General features: G+C 70.7%; 24 protein-coding genes. 8 read left to right on the top strand and 16 right to left on the bottom strand.

The annotated features are described in order from the left end of the window. Positions 1-140 precede the first annotated feature (140 nt). From ACIRP2_RS29100 to ACIRP2_RS29090, 3 genes are all read right to left on the bottom strand, one after another. Positions 141-2,252, bottom strand: a complete 2,112-nt coding sequence (locus tag ACIRP2_RS29100) for a glycoside hydrolase family 6 protein (RefSeq protein ID WP_404255347.1) — start codon at positions 2,250-2,252, stop codon at positions 141-143. 686 nt (positions 2,253-2,938) lie between these two features. Beyond that, the gene (locus ACIRP2_RS29095) at positions 2,939-3,361 is read right to left on the bottom strand and encodes a cupredoxin domain-containing protein (protein WP_404255345.1); all 423 of its coding nucleotides are present in this window, start codon (positions 3,359-3,361) and stop codon (positions 2,939-2,941) included. Positions 3,362-3,365: 4 nt separating this feature from the next. Then, positions 3,366-3,950, bottom strand: a complete 585-nt coding sequence (locus tag ACIRP2_RS29090; protein ID WP_404255343.1) for a hypothetical protein — start codon at positions 3,948-3,950, stop codon at positions 3,366-3,368. 326 nt (positions 3,951-4,276) lie between these two features. On the opposite strand from ACIRP2_RS29090, the gene ACIRP2_RS29085 reads away from it, so the two are divergent. Beyond that, positions 4,277-4,672, top strand: coding sequence for an SSI family serine proteinase inhibitor (locus ACIRP2_RS29085; protein WP_404255341.1), 396 nt, complete (start codon positions 4,277-4,279; stop codon positions 4,670-4,672). Positions 4,673-4,706: 34 nt separating this feature from the next. Here ACIRP2_RS29085 and ACIRP2_RS29080 read toward each other — a convergent pair whose 3' ends face one another. The 5 genes from ACIRP2_RS29080 to ACIRP2_RS29060 form a co-directional block, all read right to left on the bottom strand. After that, positions 4,707-4,865: a hypothetical protein gene (locus ACIRP2_RS29080; protein ID WP_351084817.1), complete on the bottom strand. Its 159-nt coding sequence runs from the start codon at positions 4,863-4,865 to the stop codon at positions 4,707-4,709. A gap of 66 nt (positions 4,866-4,931) precedes the next feature. Next, a complete protein-coding gene (locus ACIRP2_RS29075; protein ID WP_404255339.1) occupies positions 4,932-5,882 on the bottom strand; it encodes a cytochrome c oxidase assembly protein in 951 nt (316 codons plus the stop codon). A 112-nt stretch (positions 5,883-5,994) separates the two neighbouring features. Continuing rightward, the gene (locus ACIRP2_RS29070) at positions 5,995-7,020 is read right to left on the bottom strand and encodes a 6-phosphofructokinase (RefSeq protein ID WP_404255337.1); all 1,026 of its coding nucleotides are present in this window, start codon (positions 7,018-7,020) and stop codon (positions 5,995-5,997) included. A 143-nt stretch (positions 7,021-7,163) separates the two neighbouring features. Next, on the bottom strand, positions 7,164-7,892 hold the full coding sequence (locus ACIRP2_RS29065; RefSeq protein ID WP_404255335.1) for a type 1 glutamine amidotransferase: 729 nt from the start codon (positions 7,890-7,892) through the stop codon (positions 7,164-7,166). A gap of 34 nt (positions 7,893-7,926) precedes the next feature. Continuing rightward, complete coding sequence (locus ACIRP2_RS29060; protein ID WP_351084807.1) at positions 7,927-9,165, bottom strand: MurT ligase domain-containing protein; 1,239 nt, start codon at positions 9,163-9,165, stop codon at positions 7,927-7,929. A gap of 114 nt (positions 9,166-9,279) precedes the next feature. On the opposite strand from ACIRP2_RS29060, the gene def reads away from it, so the two are divergent. Beyond that, positions 9,280-9,825, top strand: coding sequence for a peptide deformylase (gene def, locus ACIRP2_RS29055; RefSeq protein ID WP_404255333.1), 546 nt, complete (start codon positions 9,280-9,282; stop codon positions 9,823-9,825). A 13-nt stretch (positions 9,826-9,838) separates the two neighbouring features. Here def and ACIRP2_RS29050 read toward each other — a convergent pair whose 3' ends face one another. Continuing rightward, on the bottom strand, positions 9,839-10,489 hold the full coding sequence (locus ACIRP2_RS29050; RefSeq protein WP_404255331.1) for a TetR family transcriptional regulator: 651 nt from the start codon (positions 10,487-10,489) through the stop codon (positions 9,839-9,841). A 175-nt stretch (positions 10,490-10,664) separates the two neighbouring features. Here ACIRP2_RS29050 and ACIRP2_RS29045 point away from each other — a divergent pair, with 175 nt between their 5' ends. After that, positions 10,665-11,891: an acyl-CoA dehydrogenase family protein gene (locus tag ACIRP2_RS29045; RefSeq protein ID WP_361454731.1), complete on the top strand. Its 1,227-nt coding sequence runs from the start codon at positions 10,665-10,667 to the stop codon at positions 11,889-11,891. A gap of 128 nt (positions 11,892-12,019) precedes the next feature. On the opposite strand, the gene ACIRP2_RS29040 is transcribed toward ACIRP2_RS29045, so the two are convergent. From ACIRP2_RS29040 to ACIRP2_RS29030, 3 genes are all read right to left on the bottom strand, one after another. Beyond that, a complete protein-coding gene (locus ACIRP2_RS29040) occupies positions 12,020-12,508 on the bottom strand; it encodes a glutathione peroxidase (RefSeq protein WP_404255329.1) in 489 nt (162 codons plus the stop codon). A 178-nt stretch (positions 12,509-12,686) separates the two neighbouring features. Continuing rightward, positions 12,687-13,265: a GNAT family N-acetyltransferase gene (locus tag ACIRP2_RS29035; protein WP_404255327.1), complete on the bottom strand. Its 579-nt coding sequence runs from the start codon at positions 13,263-13,265 to the stop codon at positions 12,687-12,689. A 49-nt stretch (positions 13,266-13,314) separates the two neighbouring features. Continuing rightward, on the bottom strand, positions 13,315-13,896 hold the full coding sequence (locus tag ACIRP2_RS29030) for a helix-turn-helix domain-containing protein (protein ID WP_404255325.1): 582 nt from the start codon (positions 13,894-13,896) through the stop codon (positions 13,315-13,317). A 158-nt stretch (positions 13,897-14,054) separates the two neighbouring features. Here ACIRP2_RS29030 and ACIRP2_RS29025 point away from each other — a divergent pair, with 158 nt between their 5' ends. The 3 genes from ACIRP2_RS29025 to ACIRP2_RS29015 all read left to right on the top strand — a co-directional run bounded on the left by ACIRP2_RS29025 (position 14,055) and on the right by ACIRP2_RS29015 (position 15,754). Continuing rightward, positions 14,055-14,492 (top strand): hypothetical protein, encoded by a 438-nt coding sequence (locus ACIRP2_RS29025; protein WP_404255323.1) that lies wholly within the window; start codon positions 14,055-14,057, stop codon positions 14,490-14,492. Between the two features lie 432 nt (positions 14,493-14,924). Beyond that, a complete protein-coding gene (locus ACIRP2_RS29020; RefSeq protein ID WP_404255321.1) occupies positions 14,925-15,371 on the top strand; it encodes a DUF6325 family protein in 447 nt (148 codons plus the stop codon). A gap of 86 nt (positions 15,372-15,457) precedes the next feature. Then, positions 15,458-15,754, top strand: coding sequence for an SHOCT domain-containing protein (locus tag ACIRP2_RS29015; protein WP_404255319.1), 297 nt, complete (start codon positions 15,458-15,460; stop codon positions 15,752-15,754). A gap of 34 nt (positions 15,755-15,788) precedes the next feature. On the opposite strand, the gene ACIRP2_RS29010 is transcribed toward ACIRP2_RS29015, so the two are convergent. Continuing rightward, complete coding sequence (locus tag ACIRP2_RS29010) at positions 15,789-16,496, bottom strand: hypothetical protein (RefSeq protein WP_404255317.1); 708 nt, start codon at positions 16,494-16,496, stop codon at positions 15,789-15,791. A 69-nt stretch (positions 16,497-16,565) separates the two neighbouring features. Here ACIRP2_RS29010 and ACIRP2_RS29005 point away from each other — a divergent pair, with 69 nt between their 5' ends. Beyond that, positions 16,566-16,805 carry a DUF6011 domain-containing protein gene (locus tag ACIRP2_RS29005; RefSeq protein WP_404255315.1) on the top strand — a complete coding sequence of 80 codons (240 nt, stop codon included), beginning with the start codon at positions 16,566-16,568 and terminating at the stop codon, positions 16,803-16,805. Between the two features lie 12 nt (positions 16,806-16,817). Here the strand turns inward: ACIRP2_RS29005 and ACIRP2_RS29000 are convergent, their stop codons facing one another. Further along, a complete protein-coding gene (locus ACIRP2_RS29000; protein WP_404255313.1) occupies positions 16,818-17,690 on the bottom strand; it encodes an acyl-CoA thioesterase in 873 nt (290 codons plus the stop codon). Positions 17,691-17,739: 49 nt separating this feature from the next. Continuing rightward, entirely contained in the window at positions 17,740-20,313 is a 2,574-nt protein-coding gene (locus ACIRP2_RS28995) for a DEAD/DEAH box helicase (protein WP_404255311.1), read from the bottom strand. Positions 20,314-20,391: 78 nt separating this feature from the next. Between ACIRP2_RS28995 and ACIRP2_RS28990 the strand changes: the two genes are divergently transcribed. Next, the gene (locus tag ACIRP2_RS28990; RefSeq protein WP_404255309.1) at positions 20,392-21,183 is read left to right on the top strand and encodes a metal-dependent hydrolase; all 792 of its coding nucleotides are present in this window, start codon (positions 20,392-20,394) and stop codon (positions 21,181-21,183) included. Between the two features lie 28 nt (positions 21,184-21,211). Here the strand turns inward: ACIRP2_RS28990 and ACIRP2_RS28985 are convergent, their stop codons facing one another. Then, positions 21,212-22,222: a LacI family DNA-binding transcriptional regulator gene (locus ACIRP2_RS28985; RefSeq protein ID WP_404255307.1), complete on the bottom strand. Its 1,011-nt coding sequence runs from the start codon at positions 22,220-22,222 to the stop codon at positions 21,212-21,214. Positions 22,223-22,344 lie beyond the last annotated feature (122 nt).

The raw sequence follows: 22,344 nt of genomic DNA, 5'->3' as shown, positions 1-22,344 counted from the left end.
ACCCGCGCGGCCCCCCCCCCCGGGGGGCCCCCCCCCCCCCCCCCCCCCCCCCCCCCCCCCCCCCCCCCGGGGGGGGCGCCCCCCCCCCCCCCCGGGCCGGGCCCCGTCGCCGTCCGCCCGGACGACGACGGGGGAACCGGTCAGGGAGCGGTGCCCCAGGTGAGGGTTCCGGCCGTGTAGACGGCGACCTTCGAGGCGTCGGCGTAGGCGGTGTTGGTGGCGTGGCTGTGGTCGTCGGTCTCGTCGAAGTTCGACCAGTCGCTCTTGTTGAGCCGCAGCTGGATCTCCCCGGTCGAGGCGCCCGCGGCCAGACTGCCGCCGCCGAAGCCGACCTCCAGGTAGTGACTGGCCCCCGGGGCCGTACTGCCCGAGGAGGACACGCCGTGGGTCACATTGCCGCAGCCGAGCACCGCGTAGTCGCAGGCGGTGCCGAAGGTGCTCGCACCGGCCTCGGGCGTGAACCAGTACCGCACCTTCACCGTCGACAGATCCACCGCGCCCGTCCCGGTGTTGACCAGCTGCAGACCCATCCGGATCTGGTTGTCGGTGGCCGAGGAGTCGGTGTTCTTGTACTGGACCTTGAGCGTGCCGCCGCCGGTGGAGCCGCCCTGGTCGGTCGTGGCCGAGACCGCCGCGGAGTCCGCAGAGACATTACCGGCCGCGTCCCGGGCCCTGACCGTGTAGGTGTACGCGGTCGAAGCCGTCAGGCCCGTGTCCGTGTAGGACGTCGACGCGGAGGAGCCCACCCGGACCCCCGCGCGGTAGACGTCGTACGCGGTCACACCGATGTTGTCGGTCGACGCCGTCCAGGACAGCGAGACACTGCCACTCGTCCTGCCCGTGACCTTCAGACCCGTGGGTGCCGTCGGCGCCTGGGTGTCGTCGCCACCGCCGCCGCTCAGCGGCGGGTAGGCGTTGCGCACCAGTTCCTGGAACTGCGCGGAGAACCAGTGTCCCGCGAGCGGGGAGTTCGGCAAAGCGCCGGTCAGGTTGTTGCCGTTGCGGCCGTTACCGGTGTACGTGGGGTCGCACATCCGGTCGAAGCCCTTGCCCTCGTCGTTGTCGACGGGCTGGCTGTTGCCGTCCGACTCGCCCGGGGGCTTCGCCCAGACATAGGCGTCGATACCGGGTTCGGGGGCGCTGGTCGGACGCTCGCCGAGGCCCGCGCCGCTCTGGTTGCACCAGTTGCCCGCGTGGATGCGCCGGTCCACGCGGCCCCCGTTGACATAGTCGTCCACGCCGGTCAGCGGACCCGCACCGGTGGGCCGGGCGGAACCGCCCCAGCCGTTGCGGGCGGTGTCGATCAGCATGCCGATGTCGGAGGCGAATCCCTGGCTCACCAATTCCGTGCGCAGCGCCTGCGCGAAGGAGAGCTCATCGACGTAGTAGTTCCAGTCCACCCACTTGGACTGGCGCACCGTGGTGCCGTTCACCGTGTCGGTGACCTTGAAGTACGGCTCCTTCAGAGCCGAGTAGTTGGCCGTGTTCACGATGAAGCCCTGGACATCGGCGACGGTGGCGCCCTCCGATGTCGCGGCCTTCTTGAACTCCTGGGCCGCCGGGACGAAGTTGGAGTCCCAGCCCAGCCAGCCGTGGTGGGCGGCGTCGATGTAGTTGTAGACGTTGGGAAGGGCACCGAGGGCGTGCAGGGCGTAGCCGACGCCCTTCTCGTAGTTGCCGTTCGCCTTCATCGTCGCGCACGCCTCGGTCGATCCGGCCGTCCCGCCCGCGTTGGTGACCAGGTTCGGCAGCGAGTCCGGCTCGATGACGGTGACGATGCGCAGACTCGCGTAGGCCGGGTCGGCGAGGATCGCGGCGATGGGGTCGATGTACTCGGTCCTGTACCGGCCGAGTTCGGTGGGGCCGAGCTCACCGTTGGAGGCCAGTGCGGCACAATCCCGCCCCGGCAGGTCGTAGATGACCACCTGGAAGAGGTTCGCGCCCTGATCCAGGGCTGTGTCGAGGTGCTCGCGCAGGCCCATCGCGTCGCCCGCGCCCTCGATCGCCGCGATGCGGTCCATCCAGACGAAGGAGGGCTCGTCGGCGATCACGCTGCCGCCCGGTTCGGCCGCCGCCTTGGCGGACCAGTCGGGGTTCACGTACGCGGTGGCGCCCACGTACGGGTTGTCGACCCGGGCTGCGGCCGACGCCGGCGAGGGTATGGCCACCGCCAGCGCCGCGCCCATCGCCAGGGCGGAGAGTGCGGCCAGTTTTCGGCGTACTCCGTGCAGGGTGGTGCCTCTGATTCTCATTGCGGCTCCGTGCTCCTCTCGTACGCCTGCGGAGGTGCCCCGCAGGCGGGTTCGTGGGGGTGTTGCGCGGGGCGGCGGCCCGGTCGGGGCGCGATGCCCGCCGCCGGGTCCACGGCGACGCGAACGGTGCGCCTCGGTGCGCCGGTCCCGGGGCGGCCGCTCACGGCTCGACGCCCCGGGCAGGGCGCCACCGAGGTACGCCGCGGCCTTCGAGGCGTCGGCGCAGGCGGTGCTGGTGGCGTGGCACCGCGGGTCGGCCCGGCGCGGCGGCGGCGGCGCCCTGGGACAGGCCCATGGCGAGCGGGCCACCCCCCAAGGCGCTGTTGAACGTTCCATGAGATGTCGACACAAATCCTCCAGTGGCGGGTGTCGTGGGGGAGGGGCGGGGCGGAGGAGGGCGTGGCGCGGTGGTGCGGAGCGGAGTCGGGCGGCGTGCGGGGCCCGATGCCGTGGGAGCGGTTCACCGTCGAGGTGTGCGACGGCCGTTGTGTGCAAGTCTTGATTGTGGGAGCGCTCCCAAGGTGGCGTGGTGATGCGCACCTGTCAAGAGTCAAATCACAACTGCTTCATGGGTTCGGGAGCGTGGAGACCCGGTGGGGGACCAGCCCCCCGGCGCACAACCGCAGATGGGGAAGGTACGCCGGGGGCCGGCCCCCGTGTTGCGTCCGTGCGGGGGCAGTCGGGCGTCACCGGACGACGAGTGAACCCTTCATGTACGGGTGAATGGTGCAGATGTACGGGTACGTTCCGGCCTTGGCCGGTGCGGTGAAGGTGACCGTCCTCCCCGGCGCGACATCGCCGGTGCCGAATGCGGCACTGCCGGTGGCGGTCACGTTGTGGGGCGCGGCGTCCTCGTTGACCACGGTGATCAGCGCCCCCGGGGCGACCGTCAGCAGGGCCGGCTCGAACGTGAAGTCCTTGATCGTGATCAGCACCTTGCCGACCGGGGACGCCGAGCGGGGCGGAGCGGCCGAGCGGGCGACGGACGGTGCGGCACTGGAGGGCGTCGAACTGCCGCCCCCGTTCGAACAGCCGGTGAGGGGGGTCGCGCAGATGATCGTGGCGGCCACGACGACACGGACCCGGCCGTGCGTGAGCGGAGTGTGCACGGCGTCAGTACCCGCCGCCGGTCGGCCGGGCAGCGCCCGGCTTCGGTGAACCGGCCACGCCGGTGATCCTGTTGCCGGACGGGTCGAGCACGTACCACTTCGCGCCGGAGTCGTTCACGCCCTGGCCCTTGGTGTCACCGGCGACTCTGTCGTCCGCGAAGTAGTACAACGGGTGCCCGTTGTACGTGACCTGTCTGCTGCCGTCGTCACGTTTCGTCGTTCCCAGCAGACCGGCCTTCAGGCCCTTGCCGGCGACCGGTTCGCCGCTGACGATCAGGGGCGGCCACTCCTTGGCGCAGGCGCCCGAACAGTTCGACCGGGATGTGGTGTCGGCCGCAAAGAGGTAGAGGGTCCGACCCTTCCCGTCGACCAGGATGGTCCCGAGCGGGGTGGACGCGGTGGCCACGGTTCCCGGGGCGGAGACCGATTGCGACGGGGCGGAGGGGCTTCCCGCTGCCGCCGGTCTGCTCGCGGCGGCGGGTTCCGACGCCGACGGCTTCGTACCGCCGCTGTTCGAGCAACCGCCGACCACGGCGACGAACAGGCCCATCACGATCACGGCGACGGCCGGCCTGACATGGTTCCCCATCACACGAGCTCCTCGGTTCCGGCCGCCGTTCCGGCGGCACCTCGGCCGAACGTTAGGGGCCGCACGGCAGGAGGAACGGCAGGCGCTCGGGGGGACCCGCCGGTCGAATCCGTCCGGGTGCAGCACTTTCTCCGGGCGGTACTCCAGCCGGACCCGCCGACGGCCCCGGACCGTGGGACCGGCGGCGCGGCTCCTTGCCCGGCGCGGACTTCCGGGATCACCTTGCGGGGGTCCCGAAGGCGGGATCCCGGGGCCGGGACGGGTGGCCGGGACGCGCCCGGCCCGAGCCCGGACCACCCGGACCCCCGAGACACAGGAGATCCCCGATGCGCCTGCGCGCGAGCCTTGCCGTCGCTGCCGTGCTCACCCTGACCACCGCGGTGCCCGCCGCGGCTGCCCGGTCCGAGGAACCCGTGCCGGACCGCAGCCTCTTCCTCACGGTCTCGGGCAGCGAGAACACCTGGATCCGTGGTGTCGCGCTGTCCTGCCCACCCGCTCCGGACGCGCGCCATCCCCACGCGGCAACCGCCTGCGCGGCGCTCGTTGCGGCGGCCGGCGACCTGGACCGCCTGCCCGGCGAACCGCACCTGTGCACCAAGGAGTACGCCCCGGTGACGGTCATGGCCATCGGCACGTGGGACGGGCGCCCCGTCACCTGGCGCAAGACGTTCCCCAGCGCCTGCGAGGCGGACACGCTCACCGGTCCGGTCTTCCGCTTCTGACCCCGGTCGTCCCGAGCCGGGTGGGAGGCCCGGCTCAGGACTCGCGCGTCGCGGCCATTGCGAGGGTGATCAGACCGAGCACCACCCACCCGAACCAGAGCCAGCCGCTGCTGCCCAGTGCCACCGTGTAGCAGGTGACCACGACCAGGGCCACCACGGTGATCATTCCCATGGTCTTCGTGGATCCGGACATGCCCGCACCCTCCTCGTCGGCCACGCGGCCGTGGATGCCATCGTCACCCGGGAGGCGTGCCCACCGCTACTGCCCGCGCGCCTGCAACGAGGCGAGATAGGCGTTGTACGCCTGCAGCTCCTGGTCCCCGTTCCGGTCGGCCGCCCGGTCGGAGCGCTTCGCCGTCCGCTGCTCGGAGCGGTACCACTGGAAGACCAGCGCGATCAGTACCAGCACCGACGGGATCTCGCTGAAGGCCCAGGCGATGCCGCCCGCCCAGTTCTGATCGCTCAGCGCGTCGATGCCGAGCGAGGCCGGCGGATGCTTGTACGTCTCCACCATCGGCGTCGACGCCATCATGAGCGCGATACCGAAGAAGGCATGGAACGGCATCCCGGCGAACAGCTCCAGCATCCGCATGACATAGCCGGGCCGGTGCGGCCCCGGGTCGACGCCCATGATCGGCCAGAAGAACACCAGGCCGACCGCGAGGAAGTGCACCATCATCGCGATGTGCCCGGTCTTCGAACCCATCAGGAAGTCGAAGAGCGGGGTGAAGTACAGCGCGTACAGGCTGGCGATGAAGATCGGGATCGTGAAGACCGGATGCGTGATGACCCTCATGTAGCGGCTGTGCAGCAGCATGAGCAGCAGCTCGCGCGGGCCGGTCCGGCCACGCCCCGCGACCGGGAGCGCGCGCAGCGCCAGCGTCACCGGAGCACCCAGCAGCAGCAGGATCGGTGACAGCATGCTGATCACCATGTGCTGCACCATGTGCACGCTGAACATGACCATGCCGTAGTCATTGAGCTTGGTGCACATCACCAGGGCGATGCTCAGCACACCGATGACGAAGAAGACGGTCCGGCCGACCGGCCAGCCGTCCCCGCGCCTGCGCAGACGCAGCACGGCGTACCCGTACAACCCGATGGCGAGGACGCAGCCGATGAGGAAGAACGGGTCCGCGGAGAACTGGAGCCCACGTCCCAGCGTGAACGGCGGCATGTCCATGTTCATGCCGTGCCCGCTGTGATCCATCTGTTCACTCCTGCTGGGGACATCCCCGTTTCGTGCCGGTTGTCCCGACCAGACTAGAACCGCCCCCGGCCGCAGTTGCGGCCGGGGGCGGTTCGTGGGACAGGGGTGTCGCTCAGAGCACGCACTCCGCCTCGGCGTACCGCTCGGCCGGGACCGTCTTCAGGGTCTCCACGGCCCGGCTCAGCGGAACCATCTCGATGTCCGTGCCGCGCAGCGCCGTCATCATGCCGAACTCGCCTCGGTGCGCGGCCTCCACCGCGTGCCAGCCGAAGCGGGTGGCGAGCACACGGTCGTACGCGGTCGGGGTGCCGCCGCGCTGCACATGACCGAGGATCACCGGGCGGGCCTCCTTGCCGAGGCGCTGCTCCAACTCGGTGGAGAGCTGTGTCGCCACGCCGGCGAAGCGCTCGTGGCCGTAGATGTCCTTGGTGCCCTGCTCGAACTGCATGGAGCCCTCGCGCGGCTTGGCGCCCTCGGCGACGACGACGATCGCGAACTTCTTGCCGGCCGAGAATCGCCTGCCGACCAATTCGGTCAGCTCGTCGATGTCGAAGGGGCGCTCCGGCACGACGATGGCGTGCGCCCCGGCGGCCATGCCCGAGTGCAGGGCGATCCAGCCGGTGTGGCGGCCCATGACCTCGACGATCAGCACCCGCTGGTGCGATTCGGCGGTCGTCTTCAGCCGGTCGAGTGCCTCGGTGGCGACGCCGACGGCGGTGTCGAAGCCGAAGGTCACGTCGGTGGAGGCGATGTCGTTGTCGATCGTCTTCGGCACCCCGACGATCGGCAGGCCCGCCTCCGAGAGCAGATTGGCCGCCTTCAGCGTGCCCTCGCCGCCGATCGGGATGATCACGTCGAGACCGAGGTCGGCGACATGGCCCCTGGCCTGTTCGACGCCGCCCCGCAGATGGGCGGGCTGGACCCGGGAGGAGCCGAGGATCGTACCGCCGCGGGCGAGGATGCCGCCGACCGCGTCGAGGTCGAGCTTGCGGTAGTCGCAGTCGAGGAGCCCCTTCCACCCGTCGTGGAAGCCGATGACCTCGTCGCCGTGGTCGACCACCGCGCGATGCACGACGGAGCGGATGACGGCGTTGAGGCCGGGGCAGTCGCCGCCGGAGGTGAGCACACCAATTCGCATTGCCCGGGAAACCTTTGCAACGTGGGCCGACGACCGGACCACGTCGTCCGGTTGGTTCCCCGCCACCCTACCGGCGCAGGGTGGCGGGACCGAACCGGCCGTCCGCCTGCTGGACGCCGCTCAGCTGAGCGAAATACGCCTCATCAGGCGGGCTGGGTCGCCGAGGCGATGCGCTCGGCGCGCAGTGCCTCGTACCAGCGGTCGTCCGTCGGGGGCAGTGCGTTGACATCGAGCGCCAGCTTCAGCAGCAGATCCGCGATCAGCGGGTTGCGTGCCATCACGGGCCCGTGCATGTACGTGCCGAAGACGGTGTCGTTGTACGCGCCCTCGGTGCCGTCGCCGGTGCCGTTGCCCCGGCCGAGCTGTACCCGGGCGAACGGCCGTGCCGTCGGGCCGAGATGGGTGACGCCCTGATGGTTCTCGAAACCGGTCAGCGGCGGCAGGCCGAGGTGTGGGTCGATGTCGGCCAGTACGTCACCGACGCACCGGGCACCCTCCCCGCGGGTGGAGACCACGTCGAGCAGCCCGAGACCGGGCTCGCGCTCCCCGAGGTCGTTGATGAACTCGTGGCCGAGGATCTGGTACCCGGCGCAGACCGAGAAGATGATCGCGCCGTTGGACGCGGCCCGGCTGAGCCCGCCGTCGCGGCGCAGCCGCTCCGCGGCGAGGCGCTGCGGCCGGTCCTCACCGCCGCCGATCAGATAGATGTCGCCGGACGTCGGTACCGGCTGGTCGCTGCGGACGTCGACGCGCTGCACGTCGAGACCGCGCTGCCGGGCCCGGCGCTCCACCACGAGCGCGTTGCCCTGGTCGCCGTAGGTGCTGAGCAGGTCGGGGTAGACCCAGACCAGACGCAGACCGTTGTTGCTCATGCTTCGTCCTCTCCGGAGGCGGCCGGGGCCGGGTTCAGTTGCCGACACGACGGCGCAGGTCCTGGAAGGCGGTGTAGTTGGCGATGACCTCGATACGGCCGGGCGGTGCCTGCTGAACGGCCTCGTCGAGGTTCTCGCAGACCCGGAAGTCGAGACCGGCCACCTCGAGACGGACCGCGAGGTCCAGCTTGCGGTCACCGAGCACGAAGATCGGGTGACCGGCCAGCTGGGTGTAGTCCACGTCCCACAGCCAGGACGTGTCCGTGCCGTCGGCGCCACGGGCGTTGACGGAGAGGATCACCGGGGTGGGCGGCGGGTCGATCAGGGAGAACGTTTCCAGCCAGCCCGCAGGGTTCTTCGCCAGCAGCAGCCGCAGCTCACGGCCGAGGAATCCGACCACGTCGTAGCGGCCCGCGACGGCCTGCACCTGATACATGCGCTCCAACGCCACCTGCGGCGGCACGCCGAAGACGGCGGCCACGGCGGCGGAGCTGGTGGCGTTGGCCTTGTTGGCGCGGCCGGGCAGCTGGAGATGGATCGGCCACGCCGAACCGTGCGGGTCCAGTACGTAGTCGCCGTGCAGCACCCAGCTGGGGGCGGGGCGACGGAATCCGCACTCGCCGCAGAACCAGTCGTCGCCGGGGCGCTGCATCACACCGCCGCACGACGGGCAGGACCAGGCGTCGTCCTTCCACGCCTGGCCGGCCGCCACCCACACCACATTGGGGGAGGAGGACGCCGCCCACACGATCAGCGGATCGTCGGCGTTCGCGACGATCACGGCCTTCGAGCCGGACAGCCCCTCACGCCACTTCTCCGCGAGCATCCGGGTCTCCGCGGCGCGGTCCAGCTGGTCGCGGGAGAGGTTGAGCAGCGCGATCACCTTGGGCGTCGTGTCGCGTGCGACCCCGGCGAGATACTTCTCGTCCACCTCTATGACGCCGTACTTCGCGTCCGAGCCGCCCGCCAGTGCCGAGGTGATGCCCGCCGGCATGTTCGCGCCGAGCGCGTTCGACACGACCGGGCCCGCGGCCCGCAGCGCCTCGGCGATCAGCCGCGTCGTCGTCGTCTTGCCGTTCGTCGCCGACACGAGGATCACGTCCAGGTGCTGCGCCAGCCGCCCCAGCAGGTCGGGGTCGAGCTTGAGCGCCACCCGGCCGCCGATCACCGATCCGCTGCCGCGCCCCGCGGCGCGCGACACCGCCGCCGCGGCCTTACCCGCCGTCACGGCCAGCTTGGCCCGCGGCGACAACGGCTCCGTGTTGCCTGCCATCGTCCTAGATCCTCCTTGCATCGGTCCACGCCCAGCCTATCGATGTCCTGCACGGTGACCGCACGGCGGCACCGTCGGGAACGCGGAGGCGACGCGGAACGTACGATTGCCGCCATGCGAAACCGCCCGATCCCCGGCAGTTCCGGACTGATTCGTGCCATGAGTCTGCTCGGTGATCCGGTGCTGCGCGATGCCTGCGAACCCGTCACGGACTTCGGTCCCTCGCTCGCCCGCCTCGTCGAGGACATGTACGCCACCATGTACGCGGCCCACGGGGTCGGGCTCGCGGCCAATCAGGTCGGCGTTCCGTTGCGGGTGTTCGTCTACGACTGTCCGGACGACGACGACGTCCGGCATCTCGGACATCTCGTCAATCCGAAGCTGGTCGAGGCGGACGGCATCACCGTGCGCGGCCCGGAGGGCTGTCTCTCGCTGCCCGGCATCGAGGCCGGCACCCCGCGCTTCGACCGCGCCGTCGTCGAGGGCGTGAACGTGGCGGGCGAGCCCGTGCGGGTCACCGGGACCGGCTTCTTCGCCCGTTGCCTGCAGCACGAGTGCGACCACCTCGAAGGTACGGTCTACACGGACCGGCTGACCGGGCTGCGCCGGGCGAGAGCTCTGCGCGCGGTCCGCCGGGCGCCCTGGGCCCCCGGCCGCTGACCGCAACACTCCCTCAGAACCCGGGGCCCCCGGGTCGGTCGCCGACGGCGGCCAGCCTGCCCCACAGCAGATCCGCCAGGCTGCGCACCAACTGCTCGCGCGAACAAGGGCGTTCACCCAGCCACCAGTCACCTGCGGCATGCATCATGCCGACGATGCCATGGCCCCAGATGCGGGCCATCGCCTCGCTGTCGGGACCCAGGTCCACCCGCTCGGCGATCACCATGGCGAGCTCCTCGCCGAGCCGCCGCAGCAGCGGCGCGGAGTGCCGGCCGACATCGAAGCCCTGCTCGTTCGACGGGGCCGAGTCGTCGGACGGGTGCATCAGGAAGCGGTAGACCTGAGGCCGGGCCTCGATCGCCGCGAGATAGGTGTCGAGCGTGGACTCCACACGTCTGCGGCGCTCGGCAGGTGCGTCGAGCGCGGCCCGCAGGGCGATCAGGAGGGCGTCCGTGTGGCGCTTGGCCAGAGCGCGGTAGAGGCCGCCCTTGTCGCCGAAGTGCCGGTAGAGGATGGGTTTGGTGATTCCGGCCTCCGCCGCGATGGCGTTCATGGAGGCACCCGGCCCGTCCCTGAGCACCACGCGGTCGGCGGCCTCCAGCAGCTCGCGGCGGCGACTCTCGGCCGCTGTCCGCTGCCGCTCGGCCTGTCGTGTGGTCTCCATGTCGCCCTCTCCCCGCCCCTGGCCGTGCACATTGCGTCCTGCCTGCGCAACGTAACACCCTGCCCTGCGGTGCGCGGATCGGCACCTGGGCGGTTGACATGGGCTACTTGTCGGTAACAGACTGCTGTTACCGCAAGTAACGAGTGGTTTTTCAAGGCAGTACGTGGAGGGGAACATGGCCGAGTTCACGCTTGAACTCAACGACGACCAGAAGCAGGTCCGTGACTGGCTTCACGGCTTCGCCGCGGATGTGATCCGCCCGGCGGCCTCTGAGTGGGACGAGCGTGAGGAGACACCCTGGCCGGTCATTCAGGAGGCGGCCAAGGTCGGCATCTACTCCCTCGACTTCTACGCCCAGCAGTTCTTCGACCCGACGGGCCTCGGCATCCCGATGGCGATGGAGGAGCTCTTCTGGGGCGACGCGGGCATCGCCCTGTCGATCGTCGGTACGGGCCTGGCGGCCGTGGGCGTCCTCGCCAACGGCACCGAGGAGCAGATCGGCACCTGGATCCCGCAGATGTACGGCGACGCGGACGATGTCAAGGTCGCGGCCTTCTGCTCCTCCGAGCCGGACGCGGGCTCCGACGTCGCCTCGATGCGCACCCGCGCGGTGTACGACCAGGCGAAGGACGAGTGGGTGCTGAACGGCACGAAGACCTGGGCGACCAACGGCGGCATCGCCAACGTCCATGTCGTGGTCGCCGTGGTCGACCCCGAGCTCGGCTCCAAGGGGCACGCCTCCTTCATCGTGCCGCCGAACACCCCCGGTCTCTCCCAGGGGCAGAAGTTCAAGAAGCACGGCATCCGCGCCTCGCACACCGCCGAGGTGGTCCTGGAGGACGTCCGGGTTCCCGGTCACTGCCTGCTCGGCGGCAAGGAGAAGCTCGACCAGCGCCTGGCGCGGGCCCGTGAGCGCGCCGCCTCCGGTGGCGAGCGGGTGAAGAACGCGGCGATGGCCACCTTCGAGGCCTCCCGTCCCGCGGTCGGCGCCATGGCGGTCGGCACCGCCCGTGCGGCGTACGAGGTCGCGCTGGACTACGCGAAGACCCGCACCCAGTTCGGCCGGCCGATCATCGACAACCAGGGCGTCGCCTTCCAGCTCGCCGACATGCGCACCCGGATCGACGCGGCCCGGCTGCTGGTCTGGCGCGCCTCCTGGATGGCGACCACCGGCAAGCCGTTCACCTCCGCCGAGGGCTCCATGTCCAAGCTGTACGCGAGCGAGACGGCGAAGAAGGTCACGGCACAGGCCGTCCAGATCCTCGGCGGCAACGGCTTCACCCGTGAGTACCCGGTGGAGCGGATGCACCGCGACGCGGCCATCTACACGATCTTCGAGGGCACGAGCGAGATCCAGCGCCTGGTCATCGCCCGCACCCTCTCGGGCATGCCGATCCGCTGAGGGCTTGGCGGTGATGTGCGCGGCCCGCGTCCCGGCGCAGGCCGTCCTCGATCGCCGGACGGGCCGAGAGTCCGGTCCGTCCGGCGATCGGGTGCGAAGCGGCCGTCCGGCACCGAGGACGGGAGCGGTCAGGCGGGCAGCTGGGACTCGATGGCGGCGATGAGCTCCGGGTCCTCCGGCTCCGTGCGCGGGCGCAGTCGCGCGACCGGCTCACCCGTCGGCGAGATGAGGAACTTCTCGAAGTTCCACTGGACGTCACCGGCCTCGCCGTCCTCGTCCGCGAGCGTGGTCAGCTCGGCGTACAGGGGGTGGCGCCCCTCCCCGTTGACGTCGGTCTTCTCCAGCAGCGGGAAGCTGACACCGTACGTCGTCGAGCAGAACGTCCGGATCTCCTCCGGTGTCCCCGGCTCCTGCCCCGCGAACTGGTTGCACGGCACGCCGAGAACGGTGAAGCCGCGGTCCGCGTACGCGTTCTGGAGCCGCTCCAGGCCGGCGTACTGCGGGGTGAGTCCGCACTTCGACGCGACGTTCACCAACAGGACCGCCCGGCCGCGGTAGTCGGCCAGGGAGGTGGGCTCGCCGGTGAGCGTGCGCAGGGGAATGTCGTACAGCGCCATGAGGTCTCCTCGTAGTCGGGCTTCCAGGGACATTGTCCCGCCCGCGCGCACCGGTGATTCCGAGGGGCGGTCCCGGGCGCCGGTACGAGTGAGGCCGCCGAACTCCTGTGCCCAACTTGATCCGTGCCCCGTGCGGCGCGGACGCGGGAACATCCGGCTGCTGAGGGGCTGCCGTCGCCTACGAGGGCGAGGGCAGGGGCGTGGAGCGGCCCGCCGCGCGATCCGATGTCTCCGCCGCGGATCCGACCGCCTTGCAGTAGAGGGTCGTCGGCCTCAGGGCCCCCGCCGGATCGGCGGCGTAGCCCGGAATCGATCCGCACTCCGTCCAGTCCGCCGAACGGTAGAGCCGTTCGGCGGGGCTGCCGCTCTCGGTGTCCAGCACCAGCAGCGTGATCCCCGACTCCGCGGCCGACTGTTCGGCGGCGGTGAGCAGTGACCGGCCCAGCCCCTGGCCGCGGGCCGACGGACGGACCATCAGTTTGGCCACCTCGGCGCGATGGCGGGCGTTCGGCAGCGGGGCCCGGGCCAGGCCGATGGTTCCGGTCACCCGCTCCGCGTCCCGGGCGATCCACACCTGGAGGTGTCCGGCGTCGACGGCCCCGGCCCTCTCCCGCCACCACTCGGCGGCCGTGTCACGTTCCAGCGGAGCGAGGAAGCCCACCGATGATCCGCCGTTCACCGTCTCCACCAGCAGGGCGGCCAACTCATCGGCGTAGGTGATCAGTTCGGGTCCGGAGACCGGGACGATCTCGATCATGAAGCGGGTCCTCTCGCGGCTTTCACGGTGGTCACGGTTCTCGCGGTTCTCACGGCAGGACGATCACCAGCGCGTAGCGGACCTGCTCCGGTCCCGGGCAGTGGAAGTGCGAAGGGCCGGCCAGTCGGAAGCGCAGACAGTCACCGCTGCGCACGGTGTGCGCGATGCCGTCGACGGTGATCTCGACCGTCCCCTCCAGCACCCAGACGTGCTGCTCCACGCCGGGCACGGGGGCGTTCTCGTACGCGATGGCGGCCCCCGCGTCGAGGGTGCCCTCGATGATCTCCGCGCGCAGGCCGGTGTGCGGAGGCGAGACCGAGCGGCGCACGAAGCCCGACGCGTCGTCCCGCCACACCGGCTGCCGCGCGGCGGGAACGAGTTGCGGTGGTTCCGCCTCCACTTCCATCAGCAGCCGGGACATGGTCCGCTCGTAGACCGTGCACAACGTGCCGAGCAGAGCGGCGGTCGGGCTCAACTCGCCCCGTTCCAACCGGGACAGCGTGGAGCGGCTCACCCCGCTGCGCCCGGACAGCTCGTTCAGCGACCAGCCGCGTTCGGTACGCAGTTCGCCCAGCCGCGCGGCGAGCCGGGCGTCGACGGAGCCGGGCTCTGCCGCACCAGATTCTCTCATAATGGAGAAGATATCCCTGATCGGAGAATTCCGGTCGAGGGAGATGGCCGGACGTGTTCGTTCTGCTGACCCGGTACGGACGTGCCAGGCTGGTGCGGAAGGGCTCGGGCGGGCCCACTCGGGTCCGCCGGATCGCTCCGCTACCCGAGGAGGCCGCAATGGCCGGTACCAGCAACGGGCCGAGTGTGGTGCGTGACACCGTCCCGAGTTCGCACCATCCCTTCCGATGGGGCTGGACCGCGTTCGCCGGAATTCTGATGATCTTCGGCGGGGCGATGGCGATCTTCGAAGGGATCGCCGCCATCGCCAGGGACAACATGTTCCTCGCCACGCACAACTACGTCTTCCGGTTCAGCCTCACCGGCTGGGGCTGGATCCACCTCGTTCTGGGCATCGTCATCCTCCTCGCCGGCTGTGCGCTGTTCACCGGGGCCACGTGGGCACGGGGCGTCGGCATCGTGCTGGCGGGCCTGGGCGCACTCGCCAACTTCGTGTGGCTGCCCTTCTACCCGTTGTGGTCGATCGTGCTCATCGCGATCAACGTCTTCATCATCTGGGCGCTGTGCGCGGGTCCGCAGGAGAAGCAGGCGGTCTGAGGCCGCGCCCGGCCTGCCGTCGCCGATGCCCCGGCCCGCCGCACCTTCGACAAGAGCTCACGTACGTGACGGTTGACCCAGCAGGAACCCACGGGCCGGCTCCCGGCCCGTCAGCCGTCGTACCGAAGAGCGCGCGCCCGTGCGACTCCCGCGCCCCCGTCCACCTTCACCCGCCCGGCGGCGCGGGACCGGCAGGATCCGAGCCAGGGGACGTGCCGACATGAGGAGCGCTCCCCGGCGGCCGGACTCCCGGGTCGCCTCCGGGGCGCGGGCACCGACCGGCGAGGTCCACGGGCAGCTCCCCGGGTCGCCGCAACAGGGCCCGCGCCACCCGCGTCCACGACCGAGATGCGTTCCGGCCCACCCGCTGGTGCAATGGCGGAGGCCGTGTCTCCGGCGGACCCGGGGCAGTCGAGATGCTGAGGAGCTGGCATGAGCGGCGAGAGCGACGAGACGGGACCGATCGACTACCTGGTGGTCGAGTTCCCGGCGGGCGGACGGATGACGGGAGAAGGACTGCCGCTGCTGGTCGACCTGGTCGACCGTGGCATCATCCGCCTCCTGGATCTGACCTTCGTACGGAAGAACCAGGACGGCACCGTCGACGGAGTGGAGCTCTCCGAACTGACCGGGGAGGGTGGCGAGGCGCTCACCGTGTTCGAAGGGGCGTCCTCGGGCCTGCTCGGCCAGGAGGACATCGACGAGGCGAGCGCGATCCTCGAACCCGGCAGCGCGGCCGGAATCCTCGTCTACGAGAACGTGTGGGCGGGACCGTTCGCGGCCGCCCTGCGCCGCTCCGGAGGCCGAGTGGTCGCCGACGGCCGTATCCCGATCCAGGAGGTCCTCGCCTCGCTCGACGCGGCCGAGGCGAGGGCCTGAGCCGCCCACGGTCCCGTCGGACCGACCGTCCCGCACGGCTCGGCCGGGCCGACCGTTCCCGTGGAGCCAGTCAAAGGAGATGCACCATGCCAGGCCTTCTTCGCGGTGTCGCCCGTACAGCGGTGATCGCCGGAACCGCAACCTCGGTCTCCCATCGGGTCTCCCGGCGACAGGCGGGCCGCTGGGCGCAGCAGGACGCCGTGCGGGCGCAGGCCCGGCCCGCCCCCGCGGCGCCCGCGTCTCCCGTTCCCACGTCCCTCGCGCAGGAGGACGAGATGAGCAACAAGATCGCTCAGCTCAAGGTGCTGGGTGATCTCAAGAGCCAAGGAGTGCTGAGCGAGGGCGAGTTCGAGGCTCAGAAGGCCAGGGTCCTCGCGCTCTGACCGGTCGGGCCGCAGGACCGGGGCCGCGTCCGGCTCACCACCGTCCGTCGTCCCACGGAGTGCCCATCCAGCTGTCGAAGGTGCGGATCAGCGCCGTCAGTGCGGCCGCGAGCCGCCAGTCGACCCACGGTACGTGGACGTGGACCTCGTCGCCGTCCGACCAGAACTCCAGCGGGATCTCCTGGCGGGCCCGCCAGATGATGCGCCGCGGCCCGCGTGCCACATCGCCGCCGCCGCTCAGGACACTGCCCACGCCGATGGCCACCTGGACGGGGAACAGCAGCCACCACACGTACCACCAGAAGATCCGTCCCTTGAGGCCGACGGCCTCGGGGCAGCCGGGCTGGGCGACCGTCCAGCGGGTCCGCAGCCCCTTGCCGCAGAGGGCCTTCTCCCGGACCAGTGTGCCGATGAGCTCGCCCTGCGCGCCCCACACCCGGTACGTGGCGACGCCGTCGGCCGCGGACGCGGTGGACAGGGTGGCCAGCCTGGTCCGGCGCTCCGGATCGGCCCACAGGACGAAGGAACGCGCACCCGTCTTGCGGGCCGCGAGGTACGCCGGTATCCCGCCGGGCGGCAGTTCGCGTTCCACATGGGCGACCACCCGGGACTCGCCACCGACCTCGTCGGCGAACCTGACGACATGACCGATGGGATCGACCGCGCCCGGAACGCCGTTCTCCTCCGCCTTCCGGTCCTTCTTCGGCCGGGGGACCGACTCCAGTGCCAGCACGCTGCTCACCCGTGAACTCCTCCGTCGTGTGCCGTTCGGAAGTCGCACAGTAGACGGGCGTCCTGGGAAGATCGATCCGTGGACTCCGCCGAACCCCTCCCCGGATCCGGGATCGATCCCCTGCCCGACGACGGCCCGGCCGGCCGCACCACCCGGCGACGGGTGGTGCGCTGCCGCATGTGCGGCCGCCCGCTCACCGGCACCGATTCGCGCCGTACCGGCCTCGGCCCCGCCTGCGACGCCAAACTGCACCCGACGCCCCCGGACATCCGTACCCGCCGCCACGAGGTCGAGCAGGACCCGCTCCCCGGCGTCTGAGCCCCCGCACGGTCATGCGCCCAGGCGGCGGAAGAGCCCCTCCTGAACCACGGAGACCAGAAGATTTCCCCCGCGGTCGTAGATCCGGCCGCGTGCCAGCCCCCGTCCGCCCGTGGCGACCGGCGACTCCTGGTCGTAGAGGAACCATTCGTCGGCCCGGAACGGCCGGTGGAACCACATCGCGTGGTCCAGCGATGCCATGTCGAAGCCGCGGGGACCCCAGAGCGGCTCCACCGGGATGCGGACCGCGTCGAGCAGCGTCATGTCGCTGGCGTAGGTCAGGGCGCAGGTGTGCACGAGCGGGTCGTCGCCCAGCGGGCCGACCGCGCGCATCCAGACGGCGCTGCGCGGGTCCGCGCCCTTGACCTCCTCCTCCGTCCAGCGCAGCCGGTCGGCGTACCGGATGTCGAAGGGCTGCCGACGGGCCATCCTCTCCAGCGCCTCCGGGAGCGACCCGAGGTGCTCGCGCACCTCCTCGGCGACGGTCGGCAGCTCCTCGGGGTCGGGGACCTCACGGGCGGGCGGCAGCTGGTGTTCGAAGCCCGCCTCCTCCGGCCGGTGGAAGGACGCCGTCAGATTGAAGATCGTCCGGCCCTGCTGGACGGCGGTGACCCGGCGGGTGGTGAACGACCGGCCGTCCCGGACGCGCTCGACCTCGTAGACGATCGGTACACCCGGCCGGCCCGGACGCAGGAAGTAGGCGTGCAGCGAATGCACCGGCCGGTCCCCGTCGGTGGTGCGGCCGGCCGCCACCAGGGCCTGTCCGGCGACCTGCCCGCCGAAGACCCGCTGCAGGGACTCCTGGGGGCTGCGCCCACGGAATATGTTGACCTCGATCCGCTCCAGGTCGAGCAGATCGACCAGGCGCTCGGCGGGGTTCGTCATGTGGTTCGTCTCCACTCTCGCAGCGGCGCCGCCCCCACGGCGTACGCCCTCACAGCTGGCCGACGGAGGTGACGCGGACCACGGCCCGGCCCTCTTCGTCGGACGCGGCCAGATCGACCTCCGCGCTGATGCCCCAGTCGTGGTCGCCGTTCGGGTCGGCGAAGGTCTGCCGGACCCGCCACAGACCGTGCGCGGCGTCCTCGTCGATCTTCAGCAGCTTCGGCCCGCGGGCATCCGGACCCGTGCCCAGATCGTCGTACTCGTCCCAGTAGGCGTCCATCGCGTCGCCCCAGGCGTCCTCGTCCCAGCCCGCGTCGCCGTCCAGCTCGCCGAGATCGCCGACCTTGTCCAGCGCGGCCAGCTCCACCCGGCGGAACATCGCGTTGCGGACCAGCACCCGGAAGGCGCGGGCGTTGGCCGTGACCGGCTTGACCTCGTCGGCCCGCTCCTGCGCCTCCTCGGCGGTCTCCACCTCCGGGTTGGCGAGCTGCTCCCACTCGTCGAGCAGGCTGGAGTCCACCTGGCGGACCATCTCGCCGAGCCAGGCGATCAGGTCCTGAAGGTCCTCGGACTTGATGTCGTCCGGGATGGTGTGTTCCAGAGCCTTGTACGCGCTCGCGAGGTAGCGCAGCACGATGCCCTCGGTGCGGGCCAGCTCGTAGTGGGAGGTGAACTCCGTGAACGTCATGGCGCGTTCGTACATGTCACGGATCACGGACTTCGGCGACACCGGGTGGTCGCCCACCCACGGGTGGCTCCTGCGGTACACGTCGTACGCGTGCCACAGCAGCTCGCTCAGCGGCTTCGGGTACGTGACGTCCTGAAGCAGCTCCATGCGCTCCTCGTACTCGACGCCGTCGGCCTTCATCTGCCCGACCGCTTCGCCGCGCGCCTTGTTCTGCTGGGCGGCGAGGATCTGCCGCGGGTCGTCGAGCGTCGACTCGACGACGGAGACCATGTCCAGCGCGTACGAGGGGGAGTCGGGGTCCAGCAGGTCGAACGCGGCCAACGCGAAGGTGGACAAGGGCTGGTTGAGCGCGAAGTCCTGCTGGAGATCGACGGTGAGCCGGACGATCCGGCCCTCCGCGTCCGGCTCGTCGAGCTGCTCCACGACACCGCCGTCCAGCAGCGAGCGGTAGATCGCGATGGCCCGGCGGATGTGGCGCAGCTGTGCCCTGCGCGGTTCGTGGTTGTCCTCCAGCAGGCGACGCATCGCCTCGAAGGCGTTGCCAGGGCGCGCGATCACGGACAACAGCATCGTGTGCGTGACGCGGAAGCGGGAGGTCAGCGGCTCCGGATCGGACTGGATCAGCTTGTCGAAGGTGGTCTCCGACCAGGCGACGAAGCCCTCGGGGGCCTTCTTGCGGACCACCTTGCGCTTCTTCTTGGGGTCGTCGCCCGCCTTCTTGACGGCCTTCTCGTTCTCGATGACGTGCTCGGGCGCCTGCGCCACGACGAAGCCCGCCGTGTCGAATCCGGCCCGGCCCGCGCGGCCCGCGATCTGGTGGAACTCCCGGGCGCGCAGCGTACGGACGCGATTGCCGTCGTACTTGGTGAGCGCGGTGAACAGCACCGTGCGGATGGGTACGTTGACACCGACACCGAGGGTGTCCGTACCGCAGATCACCTTCAGCAGACCCGCCTGGGCGAGTTTCTCCACCAGACGCCGGTACTTCGGCAGCATGCCCGCGTGGTGCACCCCGATGCCGTGACGTACGTAGCGCGAGAGGTTCTGGCCGAACTTGGTGGTGAAGCGGAAGTTGCCGATCAGATCGGCGATCTTCTCCTTCTCCTCCTTGGTGCACATGTTGATGCTCATCAGCGACTGCGCCCGCTCGACGGCCGCGGCCTGGGTGAAGTGCACGATGTACACCGGCGACTGCCTGGTCTCCAGGAGCTCGGTGAGGGTCTCGGTGATCGGGGTGAGCCGGTACTCGTAACTGAGCGGCACCGGCCGGGTCGCGGAGCGCACCACGGACGTCGGGCGACCGGTGCGGCGGGTCAGGTCCTCCTCGAACATCCTGACGTCGCCGAGCGTCGCCGACATCAGGACGAACTGGGCCTGCGGCAGCTCCAGGAGCGGGATCTGCCAGGCCCAGCCGCGGTCCGGCTCGGCGTAGAAATGGAACTCGTCCATGACGACCTGGCCGATGTCGGCGTACTTCCCGTCGCGCAGCGCGATGGAGGCCAGCACCTCGGCCGTGCAGCAGATCACCGGCGCATCGGCGTTGACGGAGGCGTCGCCGGTGAGCATGCCGACGTTCTCCGTACCGAACAGCTTGCACAGGTCGAAGAACTTCTCCGAGACCAGTGCCTTGATCGGCGCCGTGTAGAAGGTGACCTTGTCCTGGGCCAGCGCCGTGAAGTGCGCGGCGGCCGCGACCAGGCTCTTCCCGGAGCCGGTCGGGGTGGAAAGGATCACATTCGCGCCGGAGACCACCTCGATCAGCGCCTCCTCCTGAGCGGGATAGAGGGTGATGCCCCGTGTCTCGGTCCAGGACGAGAAAGCCTCGAAGAGGGCGTCGGGGTCGTCGGTCGGGGGCAGCTGATCGATAAGGGTCACGCCCCCATCTTGCCTGCCTTCCGTCCGGATGAGGGAACCGGACGACCGCACGAAGATCACGGACGATACGCTGCCCACTCAACTCGGCCGTGCCTGGGCGGCAATGGCAGCAGGACGACTTTGGGGGCGGGAAGAACCATGATGGGACCGGCACATTCTCTGTCAGGGGCGGCGGCCTGGCTGGGGGTGGGCGCGGCGGCGGCCGCCGCCGGCCATGCGATGCCGTGGCCCGTCCTGGTCGTCGGCGCCCTGATCACCGCCGGGGCCGCCCTCGCGCCGGACCTCGACCACAAGTCCGCCACCATCTCACGCGCCTTCGGGCCGGTCTCCCGGGGCCTCTGCGAGATCGTCGACAAGCTCTCGCACGCGGTCTACAAGGCCACCCGGATGCGCGGCGACTCGAACCGCAACGGCGGCCATCGGACGCTGACCCACACCTGGCTGTGGGCGGTCCTCATCGGTGCCGGGGCCTCGGGCGCGGCGATCACCGGCGGTCGGTGGGCGGTTCTGGCGATCCTCTTCGTGCACCTGGTGCTCGCCGTCGAAGGACTGCTGTGGCGGGCCGCGCGGATGTCCAGCGACGTCCTGGTGTGGCTGCTCGGCGCGACCAGTGCCTGGATACTGGCGGATGTCCTGGACAAGCCGGGCAACGGCTCGGACTGGCTGTTCAGCGCCCCGGGCCAGGAGTATCTGTGGCTCGGGCTGCCGATCGTGCTCGGGGCGCTCGTCCACGACATCGGTGACGCGTTGACCGTCTCCGGCTGCCCGATCCTGTGGCCCATACCGGTGGGCCGCAAGCGCTGGTACCCGATCGGGCCGCCGAAGGGCATGCGGTTCCGGGCCGGCAGCTGGGTGGAGCTGAAGGTGCTGATGCCGGCCTTCATGGTGCTCGGTGGACTGGGCGGAGCGGCGGCGCTGAACTTCATCTGACCGCCGGACCCGGCACCTCCCGGTTCGCTCAGGCGGACTCGCGCGGTACCAGCCGGTGGGCCAGGACGATCTCCCTGGCCGTCCCCGTACCGTCCCCGTCGAGACGGTCGACCAGCAGCTGTGCCGCCGAACGCCCGATCTCGCGCGCCGGGTTGAGCACGGTGGTGAGTGCGGGGGAGACCAGTGAGGCCGCCTCGATGTCGTCGTACCCGGTGATCGCCACGTCGTGCGGCACGCGCAGCCCGGCGGCCCGTGCCGTGTCCAGTGCGCCGATCGCGATCAGGTCGTTGGCGCACACCACGGCGTCCGGGCGCTCCGCCGCGTTCAGCACGACCGCGGCCCCGGTCCGCCCGCCCTCGCGGGTGAAGCCGGTCCAGACGACGAGCTCGTCCGCGACCGGCAGCCCGGCCGACTCCAGGGCCTTGCGGTAGCCCGCGAACCGCTCCCCGCCCGGCTCCACCCCCGGTGTGCCGCCGATGAACGCGATACGCCGGTAGCCGCGGCCCACCAGATGGCCGACCAGGTCGTGCATTCCCTCGGTCTCGGCGGCCCTGACCACATCGCCGAGCCCCGTCTCCAGCACCCCGCCGAGCCGTACCAGCTTCGATCCCGACGCCACGATGCGGTCCAGGTCGCGCCGGGTGGCGCCGTACCGGCCGATCACGATGCCGTCGATGCGGCGCGCCACCAGCTGCCGGATCACCGCGGGCAGGTGCGGGCCGTCCATCGGGGCCTCGCAGACCACGGTGAGGTACTCGTGGGCCAGGGCGATCTCCTGCATGCCCGCGGCGATCGAGGTGTTGAAGGGGTTGGTGATGTCCGGGACGACCAGCCCCAGGGTGCGGGTGCGCTGGGTGCGCAGGCCGCGTGCCGACGGGTCGGCCTGGTAGCCGAGGCGTTGTATGACGTCCTCGACCCGGGCGCGGGTGGTGGCCGACACGGGGCGGCGACCGCTCAGCACATGGGAGACCGTGGTGACGCTGACGCCCGCCTCGGACGCCACATCCACGATCTTGACCCGGCTCCCGCCCTGCACCATCGGCCTCCCGCTGTCGTCCGGGATGTTGTCCCGGTGTTCGAGGTCACTCTATCCATGGTGCAAAACGTTTTGTATTGTGCTTGCGATCGCGCCGCACATGCGCCGCATCAGGGATGCAAAAC

Origin of the sequence: Streptomyces sp. NPDC101194, assembly GCF_044767885.1 — a bacterium.
Classification (GTDB): domain Bacteria; phylum Actinomycetota; class Actinomycetes; order Streptomycetales; family Streptomycetaceae; genus Streptomyces.
This window is presented reverse-complemented; position numbering and strand designations above follow the sequence as displayed.